Raw genomic sequence first — 15517 nt, 5'->3', positions numbered from 1 at the left:
CGATGTGCCTGGACTTCAGAGGAGTTGGTTGTGATGTCCACGCCGTCCCCCGTCACCCCGCCGGACTCCCGCCCGGTCACCGCGCGGGAGTTCCGAGACGTCATCGGGCGGTTCGCCACCGGCGTCACCGTCATCACGACCGAGTACGACGGCATCCGGTACGGCAGTACCGCCAGCGCGGTCAGCTCCCTCACCGACGACCCGCCGATGCTGCTGATCTGCCTCAACCGCAACTCGGCCACCGCCGCCGCGGTGCGCGACAGCGGCGCCTTCGCGGTGAACGTCCTCGCCGAGGACCACGTGGACCTGGCCACCCGCTTCGCCTCCCGCGTCCCGGACAAGTACGACGGCGTCCCCACCGAGACCGCGGCGAACGGCTCGCCCCTCCTGGTCGGCGCCATCGCACATCTCATCTGCCGGGTCGCCGAGCAGGTCGAGGCCGGCACCCACTACGTCTTCCTCGCCCATGTCGAGGAGGCGATGTCCTGCCCCGGCCATCCGCTCGCCTACTTCCGCGGCCGCTTCGGACGGATGCAGACGGCACCGGAGGCCTCCGTGCTGCGCGAGGTCCGCGCCCGTGTGCTCGACGCCGGCAGCGATGTCGAGGAGGTCATCGACACCGGCCGCTGGGCCGAGGAGTTCGGGATCGACGCGGGCCGCGTCCACCGCGCCCTGGTCGCCCTGGCCGACGAGGGCCTCGTCCGGCACCAGGCGGGGGAGTACCTCATCACGCCCGTCCCCGACTCGATCATCGACGAGGTGTACAGGGCCAAGCTCGCCATCGAGACGGGCGTCGCGGAACTGACCGTCGACCACGCGACGAACGAACAGCTGGTCCGGCTGCGCGAGCTGATGGAGGACACCCTCGGCTTCGTCAAGGACGGCCGGTTCACCGACCCCGAGGGCTGGGTGCGCGCCAACGAGCGCTTCCACGAGTACATGGTGGAGCTGGCCGGCTCGGCGATCCTCCTCGACACCTACCGCCGGCTCTGTCTGCCGGGACTCAACCTGCGCGCCCTCGACACGGCGAGCTACGCCTCCAGCTCCCTCCTCGACGACCACCGCCGGCTCGTCGAGGGGTACGAGGCGGGCGACCTGGCCCAGGTCTCCGCCGTCCTGCGCCAGCACGCACAGCGCCCGCTGGAGATGCGCCGCGAGGACCAGCTGCGCCGCGCCGCCGCCGCGAACCCCGTCGGCTGAACCCGGCTACGACCCCCGCTTAGGAGATGCGATGACCACAGCACACGCCACCGCGCAGCCCGGCCTGGACGCGGCCACGGAGCCCTCGGAGGAGGAGCTCGTCGGGCGGGCCCGGGCCATGCGCGAGGAACTGCTCGCCCGCCAGGAGGAGGCGGAGCGGCTGACCCACCTTCCCGAGGACATCCACGAGCAGTTCGTCACGAACCGCTTCTACGACATGTTCGTACCGAAGACGTACGGCGGCCTCGAGGTCTCGCCCAGGACGTTCTTCGCGGTCTGCAAGGAACTCGCCCGCGGTGACATGGGCAGTGCCTGGTGTTTCGCGCTGGCCGCGAACCACGCCCTGCACGTCGCCTCCTGGTACCCCGAGGAGGTACAGGACCGGGCGTTCGCGGGCCGCGACTTCCGGGCCGCGTCGGTCTCCGCGCCCACGGTCCGGGCGAAGCGGACCGAAGGCGGGTTCATCCTCGACGGCGTGGTCGACTACTGCTCCGGCATCCCCCACTCCACCTGGTACCTCGGCCAGTGCATGGTCGAGCAGGAGGACGGCTCCGCCCCCGTGATGGGCATGTTCCTGGCCCCTGAGGACACCTTCGAGCGGCTGCACAACTGGGGCGAGTCGACCGGCCTGAAGGCCACCGGCTCCGAGAGCATCCGCTTCACCGACGCCTTCGTGGCGGCCGACCTCGTCGTCGAGGACGCCAACATGATCGACATCCCGGTGAAGGACGGCACCGTCGGCTCCCAGCTGCACGGCAACCCCATGTACGCCGGCCGCGGTCTGCTCACCTTCACCGTCTCCCTGGCCAGCCTGGCCGTGGGCGGGCTCTACCACGCCCTCGACGAGTTCGAACGCCTCATGCGCACCCGCAAGACCCCGCTCCCGCCCGTCCAGCTCCGCCTGTACGACGTGGACTACCAGCGCCACTACGGCGCCGCCTGGACGAAGATCAGGACCGCCGAACTGGCCCTGGACGGCGTCATCGCGCAGCACGCCGAGTACTGCCGGGGCACGGTCGACGGCAGCCGCGAGTACACCTTCGTCGACGACTGGAGCCTGGCCTGCGTGGTCCGCGAGATCATCGTCCAGCTCTGGGAGACCTTCGAACACGACCTGCTGCGGGTCGTCGGCTCCGGGTCCATGCGGCAGGGCGAGCGGTTCGACCGGATCTTCCGCGACATGAGCTCGCTCCTCACCCACCGCAACCCCATGCTGCGCGAGCAGGCGTTCCGCAACACCGCGAACCTGCTCCTGGAGATCCCGCCGCCCGAGGCCCGCTGAACCTCGACTCCCCCTTCCTTCCTCCCTGTTGGGCCGCCGCGAGACAGGACGACCGAGCATGACCGACATACCGCCCCACCTCGACGACCGGGTCGAGCCGATCACCCTGCGCACCGGCTTCTTCTGGATCCCGGGCGAGCAGATCGCCACCCCGCACGGCACCCTCCCGCGCGGCCCGCTCCACGTCGCATGGCTGGCACCCGCCGAGGTCACCCGCCCCCACCCGCTCGTCCTCGTCCACGGGGGCGGCGGCCAGGGCACCGACTGGCTCGGCACCCCGGACGGCCGACAGGGCTGGGCCTACGACCTCGTACGCGCCGGATACGCCGTGTACGTCGTCGACCGACCCGGCCACGGCCGCTCACCGCACCACCCGGACGGACTGGGTCCTCTCGCCCCGCCGCTGCCCCTGGAGTTCGCGAGCTTCCTCTTCGCGCCCCCGGAAGCCGCCGAGTCCCACACCCAGTGGCCCTGGGACCGCACCCTCGAAGGACCCGAGTTCCAGCAGCTCACCTCGGCGATGGGCTTCTTCCTGGCCGACTTCGCCGAGGGCCAGCGCCTGGACGGGGAGCGCATCGCCGCCCTGCTCGACCGCATCGGCCCGGCGGTGCTCATCACCCACTCCGCGGGCAGCCCGGGCGGCTGGCTCGCCGCGAACCGACGCCCCGACCTCGTGGAGGCCATCGTCGCCATCGAACCGATGGGACCGCCGTACGCCGACTTCCCCGGACTGGGCGAGATCACCTACGGCCTGACGTACGCCGAGCTCACCACCGAACCGGCCATCGACTCCCCGGACCGGCTGAAGGCCGACCCCGCGGGCCACCGCATCCCCGGTCTCAGCGGCACCCCGGTCGCCGTCGTCACCGGCAGCGCGTCCGGCAGCGCCGTCCAGTCGCCGCCCCTGGTCGACTTCCTGTGCGCGGTGGGCGCCGACGCCGAACTGCTTCCACTGGCCGACGTCGGCATCGTCGGCAACGGCCACGGGCTGATCCTGGAGGCCAACTCCGCCGAGACGGTCAAGCCGGTCATCGCCTGGCTGGACGGACTGGAGGAATCACGATGACGATCACCACACACGAGCACCCGGCCCTGCCGGACGAGGCGGTGCGCCGGCTGACCGAGGCGGTCGGCGCGGACGCCGTCCTGCTGACCGACGCCGAACGCGACACCTACCGCGACCCGTACTGGTTCCAGGGCGACCGCACCTACGACTCCTCCGCCGTCGTCTTCCCCACCTCCACCGAGCAGGTCCGGGACGTCGTACGCATCGCGAACGAGTACCGCATCCCCGTGTGGACCTCCTCCCAGGGCCGCAACAACGGCTACGGCGGCCCCTCGCCCCGCCTCCGCGGCTCCCTCCTGATCAGCTTCCGCCGGATGAACCGCGTCCTGGATATCAACCGCGAACTCGCGTACGCCGTGGTCGAGCCCGGCGTGCGCTGGTTCGACCTGTACGAGGCCCTGCAGGCCTCCGGCGACGGCGACCTGTGGTGCTCGATCCCCGACCTCGGCTGGGGGAGCGTCATCGGCAACTCCCTCGACAACGGCGTCACCTACGGCCCGAACGGCTCCGACTTCCAGAAGCTGTGCGGCATGGAGGTGGTGCTCGCGGACGGGGAGGTGCTGCGCACCGGCATGGGCGCCATCCCCGACAACCCCTCCTGGCACGTCTACCAGCGCGGCCTCGGCCCGGTCCTCGACCCGCTGTTCATCCAGTCCAACTACGGTGTCGTCACGCGCGCGGGCGTCTGGCTCCAGCGCCGCCCGGAGGCGTACGCGCCGCTCTACCTCACCGTCCCCCGGGACGACCAGCTCGCCCAGGCCGTCGACATCATCCGCGAACTCCGCCTCGACGGAGTGATCCGAGGGGTGCCGAACCTGCAGAACACCATCACCATGGCGGCCCAGTTCCCGGAACTCCTGGGTGAGTTCATGGGCGCCGAGGGACCGGCGAGCGAGGAGGCCCTGGACGGCCTCGCCGCCCGCACCGGCATCGGCCGCTGGGGACTGCGCACCGCCCTCTGGGGGGACGGACCCGTCGTCGAACACCATCTCCGCCGCATCCGCGAGGCGTGGTCGGCCATAGAGGGCTCGCGCGTCGACCACCACCGCACCTACCTGCGCGACGAGTGGGGCGAGCTGACCACCTTCATGGAGAAGGTCCAGGCAGGTGTCCCGAGCATGGACCTGATGGAGGTCATCCCCGAGTTCGTCGGACACATCGGCTTCTCGCCGGTGGTCCCGCTCACCGGCGGCGAGGTACGCCGAGTGGTGGACGTGATCCAGCGGCTGGTCACCGACCGCGCTGGGACGAACTTCGTCTGCGCGGTCTTCCCCATCAACGACCGCAGCGCCATCGTCGTCAGCAGCATCAGCTTCGACACCCGCGACGAGAAACAGGTACGCGCGGCGGTCGACACCGCGAAGATGCTGGTGAGCGAGGTGGGGGCGCTCGGCTACGGCGAGTACCGCGCGCACCTGGACTTCATGGACCTGGCGGCCGACCAGTACTCCTTCAACGACCACGCCTACCGGCGCTTCGTCGAACGGATCAAGGACGCGGTGGACCCGAACGGGATCCTGTCCCCGGGCCGGCACGGCGTCTGGCCCGCCGCCTACCGGGAGGCCGGCTCATGACCGTGATCGAGGACGTGACCGGGCTCGTCGCCGTCGTCACCGGCGGCGCGTCCGGCATCGGCAAGGGCATCGCACAGCGGCTGGTGGAGCGCGGTGCCCAGGTGGTGATCGCCGACATCGAGGAGGGCCCGCTGGAGGCGGCCGCCAAGGAGATCGGGGCGGTGGGGATACGCACCGACGTCTCCGACGCGGCGAGCGTGCAGACGCTGGCCGACCAGGTCGTGGAACGGCTCGGCAAGGTGCACCTGGTGTTCAACAACGCAGGCGTCGCCCCCGAGTCGCGGATCGCGGACATGACCCTCGCGGACTGGAAGTGGATCCTCGACGTCAACCTCACCGGTGTCGTCCACGGCGTCCACGCCTTCCTGCCCCTGCTGAAGCGGCACGGCGAACCGGCGTACATCGTGAACACGTCCTCCATGGGCGGCTTCGTCGCCGACATGCCCGGACTGGGGGCGTACGCCACGACGAAGTTCGCGATCACGGGACTCACGGAGGCTTTGGCGCACGAGCTGCGGCGGGAGGACTCGAACGTGGGCGCGGCCGTGCTCGCGCCCGGTACGGTCCGCAGCAACATCGCCCGCAGCCTGCGCACCAGGCCGACGGGGCCGGCGGACAGCGCCTTCGTCCAGAACGACATCTCCGGGGACCCGGAGCTGGCACAGCTGCGCTGGCTGGACCCGGTGGAGGTGGGAGACGTCGTCCTGGCCGGCCTGGCCCGCGGCGAGACCCACATCGTCACGCACCCGGAGTGGTACCCGATGGTCGGCGAACGGGCGGCGCGCATAGAAGCGGCATTCGGGAGAGCTGCATTGGGGAGAGCTGCATTGGGGAGAGCCGCCGACTGACCGCACGGATACGCCTGAAGGCCCCGGCTCGAAACGAGCCGGGGCCTCACGCATGTCCGCCGGGAACCTCAGTCACGGTCCGCCAGATGCCGCAGGCGCTCCGGCCAGATCCCGTGCCGCCCCGGCGAGAGGATCCCGTTCGGATCCACCGCGTCCTTGAGCGTCTCGCAGAACCGTCGATAGGCGTGGTCGTTGAAGGAGTACTGCGCCGACGCCAGATCCATGAAGTCCAGGTGCGCGCGGTACTCGCCATAGCCCCGCTTGCCGGCCTCGGCCACCAGCACCTTCACCGCGTCGTACGCCCGCCGGCACTGCTCGGCGTCCCGGTAGTCGTAGTTGAGGCCGGTGACGTACAGCGCCGTCCGCTCATTGATGATCAGCAGCCCCCCGGCCACATTGACCCCGACCTGCTCCCGCACGATCCGGTCGAAGAGGTCGACAACCTCCCGCACATCGCCCCCGACCAGCGGAATCGCGGGGGAGAAGCCGATATGGGCGATCCCCTCCGGAATGGCCTCGAGCAGTTCGACGCCGGGAAGACCCCCCTGGCACTTGTCGGGGATCGTGCGGATCTCGTCGTACTCTCCGGGCCCGTACGTCCGCTCGAACAGCACCTGCCCGCCCGGAATCGCACTCCATGCGGCCCGGACCTTCGCCAACTGGTGCTCCACCACAGGGGTGTCGCCCCACAGCGCGCCCCGCAGCGCCCATCGACCGAGTCCGGTCGCGTCGGCCATCTCGTCCAGGGTCTCCTCGCTGAAGGCCCCCTCGGCCCCCGCGAACCGCCCCATCACGTCGGGGAACTGGGCCGCCAGCGTCACGGTGTTGTACATGCTCGGCACCCCGCGCAGCGTGCCGTCGAGCCGGAGCCGGCGGATGACGTCCACGGCCTGCTCCAGGTGCTCGTCCCGCGGCACCGTGAGGAAGAACGGCGCGTACGCCTCCGGGCGCGGCATCAGCCAGTAGCCCATCCTCGTCACGATGCCGAAGTTGGACTGCATGAACAGACCGTCGAGAACCGGCCCGAGACCGCGCTTGTAGGTGTGCCAGGACTTGTTGCCCGGGATGGCCCCCATACCGGTGCGCAGCAACTCCCCGTTCGCCAGGACCACTTCCATGCCGCACGGCGCCATGAAGTCGGCACCGTACGGCTGGTAGGTGATCCCGCAGTCCAGCGAGTTGCCGATGACGCTGCCCCAGCCGAGGTCGGGGACGGTCACCATCAGGTCCTCGTTGCCGGACTCCTTCAGCGCGTCGTACAGGTCGAACCAGCGCACGCCAGGCTCGACCACGGCGTACGCCAGGTCGCGGTTGATCTCCAGGACGCGGTTCATCCGGGTCAGACTGACCACGACGGTCGCCTTCAGCCGGGGCGAGGAGCCGCCGTAGCCGTAGTTGCGGCCCTGTGAGGAGGTCCAGATCGGCACTCCGAACTCGTTCGCGATCCGGACGACCGCCTGCACCTCCTCGGTGCTGCGCGGCAGCAGGACGGCGGCCGGGTCGTAGGTGTCGTCGTCGCGGTGCCAGTACTTGTCGCGGTACTGCTCGTGGAAGCGGCCCTCACCGAGGACGACCCCGTCCTCGCCGAGGACGTCGACGAAGCGCTGCAGGGCCTTTTCGCTGAGGTATGCGTCCTCGCCCGGCCGGTTGTTCCCGCTCATCGCGCGGCCTCCACAACGGCTCCGGCGGACGGCCAGGTCGCCGCCGCGTCCTCCAGCACCGACCGCATCGAGCGCGGCGCCCGCCCGGTCAGCGTCTGGACCGTGTCGCTGAGGGAGGCCATGTGTCCGAGGCGGATCGCGCGGCTGAACGACACCATGTCGTCACTGTTCCAAGGGATGGGGGAGGAGGCGATCGCCTCCGCGTCGTACTCGCGGGGGACGCCCATGGAGTCGAAGGCGGCGTACTGCTCCTCGTCCGTGATCGGCACGTAGGCGACCTCCGTGCCGCTGATCTCGGAGATCAGCGCGCACACTTGACGGTATGTCAGCTGCTCCGGCCCGGTGACCTCGTAGGCCCGGTCGTCCTCGCCGCGGCCGAGGAGCGCGCCGACGGCGGCGGCCGCGCAGTCGTCCCTCGACACGAAGCCGACCGTGCCCTCGCCCCAGGCGCCGACCATCTGCCCCATGGCGACGGCGCCCGGAGCGATGAAGCAGGCGACGGCCTGTGCGTACTGGGAGTCGCGCAACGCGTTCCAGCGCAGCCCCGACTCGCGGAGCATGGCCTCGGTCGCGCGGTGCTCGGTACAGACGACGGCGTCGTTCTCCTCGATGCCCGCGCCGACGATCGACGTGTAGGCGAGGTACCGGACCCCGGCCCGCCGGGCCGCCTCGATCGCGTTGCGGTGGAACCCGATGCGCGAGCCCACCTGGGCGGTGGACACCAGCAGCATCCGCTCCGCACTGGTGAAGGCCGCGTCCAGACTGTCCGGCTCGGCGAAGTCGGCGTACCGCACATGGGCGCCGCGGTCGGCGAAGGTCCGGAGCTTGCCGGGCGTCCGCGTCGTCAGGATGACCTGGTCGGCGGGGACCGACTCCAGCAGCAACTCCGCTGCGGTCTGTGCCAGCCCTCCGCCGGCACCGGTGATGAGGTACACGCGCACTCCTTGTGTGCTCGCCGCCCCGGCCCGCCCGGGTGTCGGTTTCGGCAAACCGTACTCTTTGTATGACGAGACGACAATCGTTCGATCGGGGTTCACAGGTACCGCCCGACCTCGTGGCTCCTGGATTCGTTCGGATTCGTTTTCCCGGCAATTCGCCTCTGGACGTCGGATTCGCCACACGCTACGGTCTGCCTCGCACCGAAACATTGTATGACCAGACGACAATCACACAGTCTGGTTCGGTCTCCAGCCATCCAAGTCAGGTCACCCAAGTCAGGAGGGGTCAGTGCCGACCCACCCGCTCACAGCTGAGCCGGAAGCCGTCCTGGCCGTCGACGGCCTACGGAAGCACTTCGGTCCGACGGTCGCCCTCCAGGACGCCGGCCTGCGCCTGTTCCCGGGCGAGGTGCACGCCCTCGTGGGGGAGAACGGCTCCGGGAAGAGCACCCTGGTCAAGATCCTCAGCGGAGTACACCGCCCGGACACCGGCTCCATGACGGTCGGTGGCCGGCCCTACACCCCGCGTACCCCGGCCCAGGCACTGCGGTCAGGCATCGACACCGTGTTCCAGGAGGTGCTCGGCGTCGAGAACCGCACCGTCCTGGACAACCTGTGGCTCGGCGCGGACCGGCTGCTGCGCCCCGTGACACGCGACGCCGGCCGTCGCGAGAAGGCGGCGGAGGTCCTCGCCGCGCTGCTCGTCACACCCCCGCAGCTCGACGCCCCCTTCGGCTCACTCCGGCTCAGCGACCGCCAGGCCTGCGGCATCGCCCGTTCGCTGCTGCGCGACCCCAAGGTGCTGATCCTCGACGAGGCGACCTCGGCCCTCGACCACGACACCCGCACCCGGCTGTTCACCCTGGTGAAGGAGCGGGCGGCGCGCGGCATGAGCGTCGTCCTCATCACCCACCGGATGGACGAGATCCGCGAGATCGGCGACCGCGTCACCGTGCTCCGCTCGGGCCGGACGGTGGGCACCCTCGGCGCGGACTGGGACCACGACGAGATGATCCGGCTGATGACCGGCGGCGCCGCGCACCCGGTCCAGGACACCGAGTGCGCCGCCGCCACCCCCGACCTCGCGGCGCGCCCCGTCGCCCTACGGGTCACGGGCTCCCGGCTGCGCGCGGGCGGGAGCCCCTGCCACACGGAGTTCCGCCGCGGTGAGATCGTCGGGCTGGCCGGCCTGGAGGGACACGGGCAGGACGACTTCCTGCGGCTCCTCGCCGGACACGGCGACACCGAGGGCGTCGTACGGGTCGAGGGGGACGCCGAGCACCGGGTCACCGATCCGCGCGGGGCGCGGCACCTGGGCATCGCCTATGTCGCCCGGGACCGGCGCGGGGAGTCGATCCTGCCGTGGATGTCCATCCTGGACAACTTCGCCATCGCGACCGCCGAACGGGACGTCCGCAGGGGTCTGCTGTCCGAGCGCGCCGCCGAGCAGCGGTTCGGCCACTACGTCGAGCGGCTCGGCATCAAGTACGGGCGCTCGTCGGACGCGATCACCACGCTCAGCGGCGGCAACCAGCAGAAGGTCGTCATCGCCCGCTGGCTGGCCGCAGCCCCCGACGTGCTGCTCCTCAACGACCCTACGAGAGGAATCGACGTGGGAGCCAAACGCGACCTCTACCGGCTGCTGCGTGCCCTGTCCGGACAGGGGCTGACCGTCGTCATGCTGTCCTCGGTGGTCGACGAGCACGTCGAGCTGATGGACCGCGTCCTGGTGTTCCGGGAAGGCTCCCTGGCCACGGAACTCGCCCGGACGGAACTGGACCGGGAACGGCTCGTCGACGCCTTCTTCGGCGGAGCGGCGGTGACCGCATGAGCGCCCTCGCCCAGCGGGCCCCCGCATTCCTCCGCGGCCGGGGCTCCCTCTTCGCCCGCCACACCTATCTCTTCGCGCTCGTCCTGGCGTCGGCGCTCCTGATTGCCAACCTCGCGCTGCAACCCCGCTTCGGCGTCACCTCGCAGCTGGCCGCCCTGGCCCCGCTCGGTATCGCCGCCATGGCGAGCGTCCCCTCGATCATGAGCGGGCGCGGCGGCATCGACCTGTCGATCAGCCCCCTGATGACCCTGAGCGGACTGCTCTACGCGACCCAGCTCCAGCCGGCCGGTCTCGGCGGGTACGCCGCCCTGCCCCTGCTCATGCTGGCCGGCGCGGTGGTCGGCGCCGTCACCGGTCTTCTCATCGTCGTCGGCCGGCTCCAGCCGATCGTGGTCACCCTCGCGATGTTCTTCGTCCTCACCGGGCTCGACCTCAAACTGTCCCCGAGCCCGACCACCATCTCCGGCACCTGGATGGCCGACTTCGCGGGGTCGATGGGGCCGCTCCCGGGCGGACTCGTCGCGCTGGCCGTCCCCGCGGCCCTGTGGCTGCTGGTCACCCGGCTGACGACCTACGGCGGTCTCCTGCGCTCGGTCGGCGGCAACGACGTCACGGCGTTCACCAGCGGCGTGCCCGTCGGCGCGGTCCGGGTGCTCGCCTACGCACTCGGCGGCTCGATGGCCGCGGTCGGGGGCCTGGTGCTCATCGGCCTCGCGTCCACGGCCGAGGCCGGTACCAGCGGCTCGTACACCCTCATCGCGATCGCCGCCGTTTCGCTCGGCGGCCTCCCGCTCCAGGGCGGGGGCGGCGGCATCACCAACGCGCTCACCGGCGCCGCCGCCATCTATCTGCTGCAGAGCCTGCTCGGGGTGCTCCAGGTGTCGCAGACCTGGCTGCAGGTGATCTACGGGGCCCTGCTCATCGGCGCGGTGCTCTTCGGGGCGATCGCGGCCCGCGAACTGAAGGAAGGCCGACGATGACCACCCAGGAAGCCTCGCTCGACACGGCCCCCCTCGCCCCCGGCGGCGACATCTTCCGGGAGAGTCCTTCGGCCGGACAGCGGCTCCTCTCCCTCCAGCGGAGGTTCCCCCTCGTCCAGCTCCTCCTCACCGTGGCCGTCCTCGGCTGGGGCGCGGCCGCCATGCCGGGCTTCCTCGAACCGACGAGCATGCGCACCGTCCTCGTGCTCTGCGCGCTCACCGGACTGGCCTCGATAGGCCAGACGCTCGTCGTCCTCATCAGGGGGATCGACCTGTCCCTCGCCGGGTTCATCGTGGCCGGCGCGGTCACCGTCACCCGGTTCGGCGACGTGCCCGGAGTGCCGCTGCCCGTGATGCTGGCCGTCGCCGTGGTCTGCGGCGGCGCGATGGGCGGGCTCGTCGGCTACCTGTGCCACCGCTTCACCATCCACCCGATCATCGTCACGCTCGCCGCGGGTTCGATCGCCGTCGGCGTGACCGCGGTCCTCAGCGACGGCGGCACCGGGGCGGGCGCGCCCGGCTGGGTGACCCGGCTCAGCGCACCCATGGCCTCCACCTTCGGCATTCCCCTGCCGCCCGTCGTGGTCATCTGGGCGCTCGCCGTCGCCGCCGTCTCCGTGCTGCTGCACCGCACCCGGCCCGGCCGGCGCCTGCTGGCCACCGGCGCGAGCCCGGTGGCCGCGGAACTCGCGCACATCAGCACCCGCAAGGTCTGGGTCACGGTGTACGCCGTCTCGGCGGCCCTCGCGATCCTCGCCGGAGTCGTCCTGGCGGGCTTCGCCGGCAATGTCGACAACCGGCTCGGCAACCCCTACCTCTTCCAGAGCATCGCCGCGGTCGTCCTGGGCGGCACCGCGTTCGGCGGGCCCGGCAGCTACACCCGCACCACCGTCGGCGTACTCCTGCTGACCACCGTCTCCACCGTGCTGGTCGGTCTCGGCTTCCAGGAGGCCGACCAGCAGATCCTCAACGGCGTCGTCATCCTCGCCGCGATGGCGGTCTACGGCCGCGAGCGCAGGCTGCGCGACCAGGTCTGACCCGGCCCGACACAACCTTCCACGTCTCCTTTCCCGCTCTCCTTCTGAAAGGCCTCCCATGAACAGATCCGCCTTCCGGCGTGCCCGCACCCGCGTCGTCGCCTCCTCCACGGGGATCGTCCTCACGGCCCTGCTCACCGGCTGCGGCGGCTCGGGCGGCACGGTCGCCGCCGGGGCGAGCAGCAGTGCGACGGACACCGCGGGGAAGGCCTCCGCCGCCTGCGGCCAGGTGCCGACCATCGCGCCCAAGGACCCCGACGGCGCAGTCAAGGCACTGCCCGCGGATCTGCAGAAGGCCTACAACGCCTATGGCGAGGACGTGTTCGCGAGCGCCTGGCAGAACAAGAAGACGCTCGGGCGCGCCGCCAAGGTCGGCTTCTCCTACCTTCCGGCGTCCAACGCGTTCGCCGCGGCGGTCGTCAAGCAGATGGACGCGAGCTTCGCCGCCGCCGAGGCCAAGGGCCTGGTCCAGGGCAAGCTCGTCAAGCGGATCATGACCGACCCGGCGACCATGACCCCGGCCGAGCAGATCCGCGGCTACAACGAGCTGGTCGACTCCGGCGTCGACATCGTCTACATCACACCGCTCTCCGGCGACGCGATGGTCTCGGCGGTCGACGCCGCCGGCAAGAAGGGCGTGGTCACGGTCGCGCTCGGCTCGACGATCCGGTCCAAGTACGCCGTCAACGTGGCCGAGAACGCCTACCTGAACATCGCTGAGCCGACCGCCCTGGTGGCCAAGCAGCTCCAGGGCAAGGGCAACGTGGTGATCGTCCGCGGCTTCCAGGGGCTGTCGACGGAGACCATCGGCTACCAGGCCGTCAAGGACGTCCTCGCCGCCTGCCCCGACATGAAGGTGCTCGGCGAGGTCAACGGCGCCTTCGTGCCGCCGGTCGCCAAGGCCGAACTGCTGAAGTTCCTCTCCAGCCACCCGCAGAAGATCGACATGGTGGCGCAGCTCGGCGTCATGGGCTCCGGTGTCTACGCCGCCTTCGACTCGACCGGACGGGACACCCCCAAGGTCGTCGACGCCGGCGCGTCCGCCTCGTCGCTCGCGTCCTGGAAGAAGCTGGAGTCGGCCGACGGCTACGAGACCGCCGGCACGGGCGGCAACGGCACCCAGGAGGCGAAGGCCTGGTTCACCGTCGGGATGATGGTGATGGCGGGAGACGGCCCGAAGGCCGGCACGATCACCCGCGAACCGTCGGTGATCACCAAGGCGAATCTGGCCGACTATCTGCCCGCGGGCGCGAAGACGAGCGACCTCGGCGAGGTCCAGGACGGCGAGGCCTGGATGCCGCAGTCGTACCTCGACCGGTTCTTCGACAACCCCTCGCAGAGCTGAGGACGGGGCACGCATGAGCGTGACGTCGAGTGGTGGCCGTCGGCAGTGCGCCGGCGGCCGGCTCGCCGGGAAGACCGCCCTGGTCACCGGCGCGGCCTCGGGCATCGGGCTGGCCACGGTCCGCCGGTTCACCGAGGAGGGCGCGCGGGTCCTGGCCGTGGACCTCGACGCCGCGCGGACGGCCCGTGCGGTGGCCGACTGCGAGGGCGTGGTCGCGGCCGCCGTCGACGTACGGGACAGCGGCCAGGTGGACGCGGCCTACGGCCGTGCTCTCGCCGAGTTCGGCCGGCTCGACGTCGCGGTGAACGCCGCCGGGGTCTCCGGGGCGCAGGCCGACCTCTGCGACCTCACCGACGACGACTTCGCGGACGTCGTCGCGGTGAACCTGACCGGTACGTTCTACTCCGTGCGGGCCGCTGTGCGCCTGATGCGCCGGGGTTCCCCGTCGGGCGGCAGCATCGTCAATGTCTCCAGCGTGGGAGCGCTGGCCAACTTCCCCCTGCCGGCCATGTACCCGGCGTCGAAGGCGGGTGTGCTGGGGTTGACCCGCGCGGTGGCGGCGCTCGTGGCGACGGACGGGATCCGGGTCAACGCGGTGGCGCCGGGGGCGACGGACACACCGATGCTGCCGGACGACGAGCGGATCCGCCGTGCCGTGGTCGATCTGGGAGTGCTGCGCCGGGCCGCCTCCGCGGCGGAGATCGCGCACACGATCCTGTTCCTCGCGAGCGACGAATCGGCGTTCTACACGGGCCAGACGCTCTCACCGAACGGCGGGTACGTCATGCACTGACCGTCGGGGCCGCGGCGCTCCACGCCGCTCGGCTCAGTGCGAGGCGGTGCTGAACGGCAGTCCGCTCCCACTGGTGGCGGACAGCCCCTCCAGTCCCGCCCGCTTCGCCTGCTCGATGTGGTGGTTGGTCGCACGCACGGCGGCCTCGGCATTGCGCGCCTCGATCGCCTCGATCACAGTGCGCAACTCCTGCACGCTGCGGGCGCTGCGGCCGGGCTGGGCCAGCGAGGTGGCCCGCAGCAGGCTGAGGCGGGCCTGGACGCCGCCCAGGGTGGAGTGCACCGAACGGTTGCCGCAGCCGCGCAGCAGGGCGTCGTAGAACTGGTCCTTCGCCTTGAGGATCCGCAGGGTGTCGCCGTCGCCGCTCGCGGCCTCGGCCAGCTGCTCGAACGCCGAGCGCAGTTCGGCCACCTGCTCGTCCGACGCGACCTCGGTGAACCGCCGCACGGCGAGCGCCTCCAGGGCGGCACGCAGCTCATAGAGCTCGAGCGCCTCCTGAGGTGAGGGCACCACGACGACGGCGCCCTTCTGGGGAATGGTCTTGACCAGGCCCTCGGCCGCCAGTTCGCGCAACGCCTCGCGGATGGTGGTGCGCGAGACACCGATCTCGTCGATCAGCTCACGCTCGATCAGTCGCTGACCGGGCGCGTAGTGGAAGCTGAGAATGGCCTGACGCAGCACATCGAGCACCTGCTGACGCAGAGGTGCGGCGACCCGGCCCACCTGGGAGGCCAGATCGACGGATTCGGCGGAGCTGCGGGGTGCTGGGTTGCCTGATACGGTCACACGATCAGGATACGGTAAGGCGATCGTACAACCCAGTGGCTGCGGTTCACCGTCGGAGAATTCCGGCCACCGGCTCGCAATGTTCAAGCCCGTGACATATCTATGGCGCGCACGGGAAGCCCATGCATACGTGTCGACACCCGGTGCCGATAGATTCGTCATGATTGTATGACAGG

The 15517-nt window shown here is 70.8% G+C and carries 13 protein-coding genes; 10 read left to right on the top strand and 3 right to left on the bottom strand.

The genetic code is table 11. From position 1 onward, the window contains the following. The first annotated feature begins 33 nt into the window (after nucleotides 1-33). Genes ACWD4O_RS37100 through ACWD4O_RS37080 form a run of 5 tightly spaced genes read left to right on the top strand, consistent with a single transcriptional unit; the run spans nucleotide 34 to nucleotide 5970 of the window. The gene (locus ACWD4O_RS37100) at nucleotides 34-1200 is read left to right on the top strand and encodes a flavin reductase (protein WP_451286899.1); all 1167 of its coding nucleotides are present in this window, start codon (nucleotides 34-36) and stop codon (nucleotides 1198-1200) included. 31 nt (nucleotides 1201-1231) lie between these two features. Further along, nucleotides 1232-2482 carry an acyl-CoA dehydrogenase family protein gene (locus tag ACWD4O_RS37095; RefSeq protein WP_451286897.1) on the top strand — a complete coding sequence of 417 codons (1251 nt, stop codon included), beginning with the start codon at nucleotides 1232-1234 and terminating at the stop codon, nucleotides 2480-2482. 58 nt (nucleotides 2483-2540) lie between these two features. After that, nucleotides 2541-3548 carry an alpha/beta fold hydrolase gene (locus tag ACWD4O_RS37090; RefSeq protein ID WP_451286895.1) on the top strand — a complete coding sequence of 336 codons (1008 nt, stop codon included), beginning with the start codon at nucleotides 2541-2543 and terminating at the stop codon, nucleotides 3546-3548. Beyond that, nucleotides 3545-5122: an FAD-binding oxidoreductase gene (locus ACWD4O_RS37085; protein WP_451286893.1), complete on the top strand. Its 1578-nt coding sequence runs from the start codon at nucleotides 3545-3547 to the stop codon at nucleotides 5120-5122. The genes ACWD4O_RS37090 and ACWD4O_RS37085 overlap by 4 nt, the downstream gene beginning before the upstream one ends. Continuing rightward, a complete protein-coding gene (locus ACWD4O_RS37080; protein ID WP_451286891.1) occupies nucleotides 5119-5970 on the top strand; it encodes an SDR family NAD(P)-dependent oxidoreductase in 852 nt (283 codons plus the stop codon). Before ACWD4O_RS37085 ends, ACWD4O_RS37080 begins: the two co-directional genes overlap by 4 nt. Nucleotides 5971-6038: 68 nt before the next feature. On the opposite strand, the gene ACWD4O_RS37075 is transcribed toward ACWD4O_RS37080, so the two are convergent. Next, entirely contained in the window at nucleotides 6039-7631 is a 1593-nt protein-coding gene (locus ACWD4O_RS37075; RefSeq protein WP_451286889.1) for an FAD-binding oxidoreductase, read from the bottom strand. Then, nucleotides 7628-8566, bottom strand: a complete 939-nt coding sequence (locus ACWD4O_RS37070; protein WP_451286887.1) for an NAD(P)H-binding protein — start codon at nucleotides 8564-8566, stop codon at nucleotides 7628-7630. The genes ACWD4O_RS37075 and ACWD4O_RS37070 overlap by 4 nt, the downstream gene beginning before the upstream one ends. Nucleotides 8567-8858: 292 nt before the next feature. Between ACWD4O_RS37070 and ACWD4O_RS37065 the strand changes: the two genes are divergently transcribed. Genes ACWD4O_RS37065 through ACWD4O_RS37045 form a run of 5 tightly spaced genes read left to right on the top strand, consistent with a single transcriptional unit; the run spans nucleotide 8859 to nucleotide 14555 of the window. Beyond that, nucleotides 8859-10400 carry a sugar ABC transporter ATP-binding protein gene (locus ACWD4O_RS37065; RefSeq protein ID WP_451286885.1) on the top strand — a complete coding sequence of 514 codons (1542 nt, stop codon included), beginning with the start codon at nucleotides 8859-8861 and terminating at the stop codon, nucleotides 10398-10400. Next, nucleotides 10397-11380: an ABC transporter permease gene (locus tag ACWD4O_RS37060; RefSeq protein ID WP_451286883.1), complete on the top strand. Its 984-nt coding sequence runs from the start codon at nucleotides 10397-10399 to the stop codon at nucleotides 11378-11380. Before ACWD4O_RS37065 ends, ACWD4O_RS37060 begins: the two co-directional genes overlap by 4 nt. Further along, nucleotides 11377-12417, top strand: a complete 1041-nt coding sequence (locus ACWD4O_RS37055; RefSeq protein WP_451286881.1) for an ABC transporter permease — start codon at nucleotides 11377-11379, stop codon at nucleotides 12415-12417. Before ACWD4O_RS37060 ends, ACWD4O_RS37055 begins: the two co-directional genes overlap by 4 nt. A gap of 58 nt (nucleotides 12418-12475) precedes the next feature. Then, a complete protein-coding gene (locus tag ACWD4O_RS37050) occupies nucleotides 12476-13762 on the top strand; it encodes a substrate-binding domain-containing protein (RefSeq protein ID WP_451286879.1) in 1287 nt (428 codons plus the stop codon). A gap of 13 nt (nucleotides 13763-13775) precedes the next feature. After that, nucleotides 13776-14555, top strand: a complete 780-nt coding sequence (locus tag ACWD4O_RS37045) for an SDR family NAD(P)-dependent oxidoreductase (RefSeq protein ID WP_451286877.1) — start codon at nucleotides 13776-13778, stop codon at nucleotides 14553-14555. A 33-nt stretch (nucleotides 14556-14588) separates the two neighbouring features. Here the strand turns inward: ACWD4O_RS37045 and ACWD4O_RS37040 are convergent, their stop codons facing one another. Continuing rightward, nucleotides 14589-15341 carry a GntR family transcriptional regulator gene (locus ACWD4O_RS37040; RefSeq protein ID WP_451286876.1) on the bottom strand — a complete coding sequence of 251 codons (753 nt, stop codon included), beginning with the start codon at nucleotides 15339-15341 and terminating at the stop codon, nucleotides 14589-14591. Nucleotides 15342-15517 lie beyond the last annotated feature (176 nt).

It is taken from the genome of Streptomyces sp. NPDC002623 (assembly GCF_053592635.1).
This window is presented reverse-complemented; position numbering and strand designations above follow the sequence as displayed.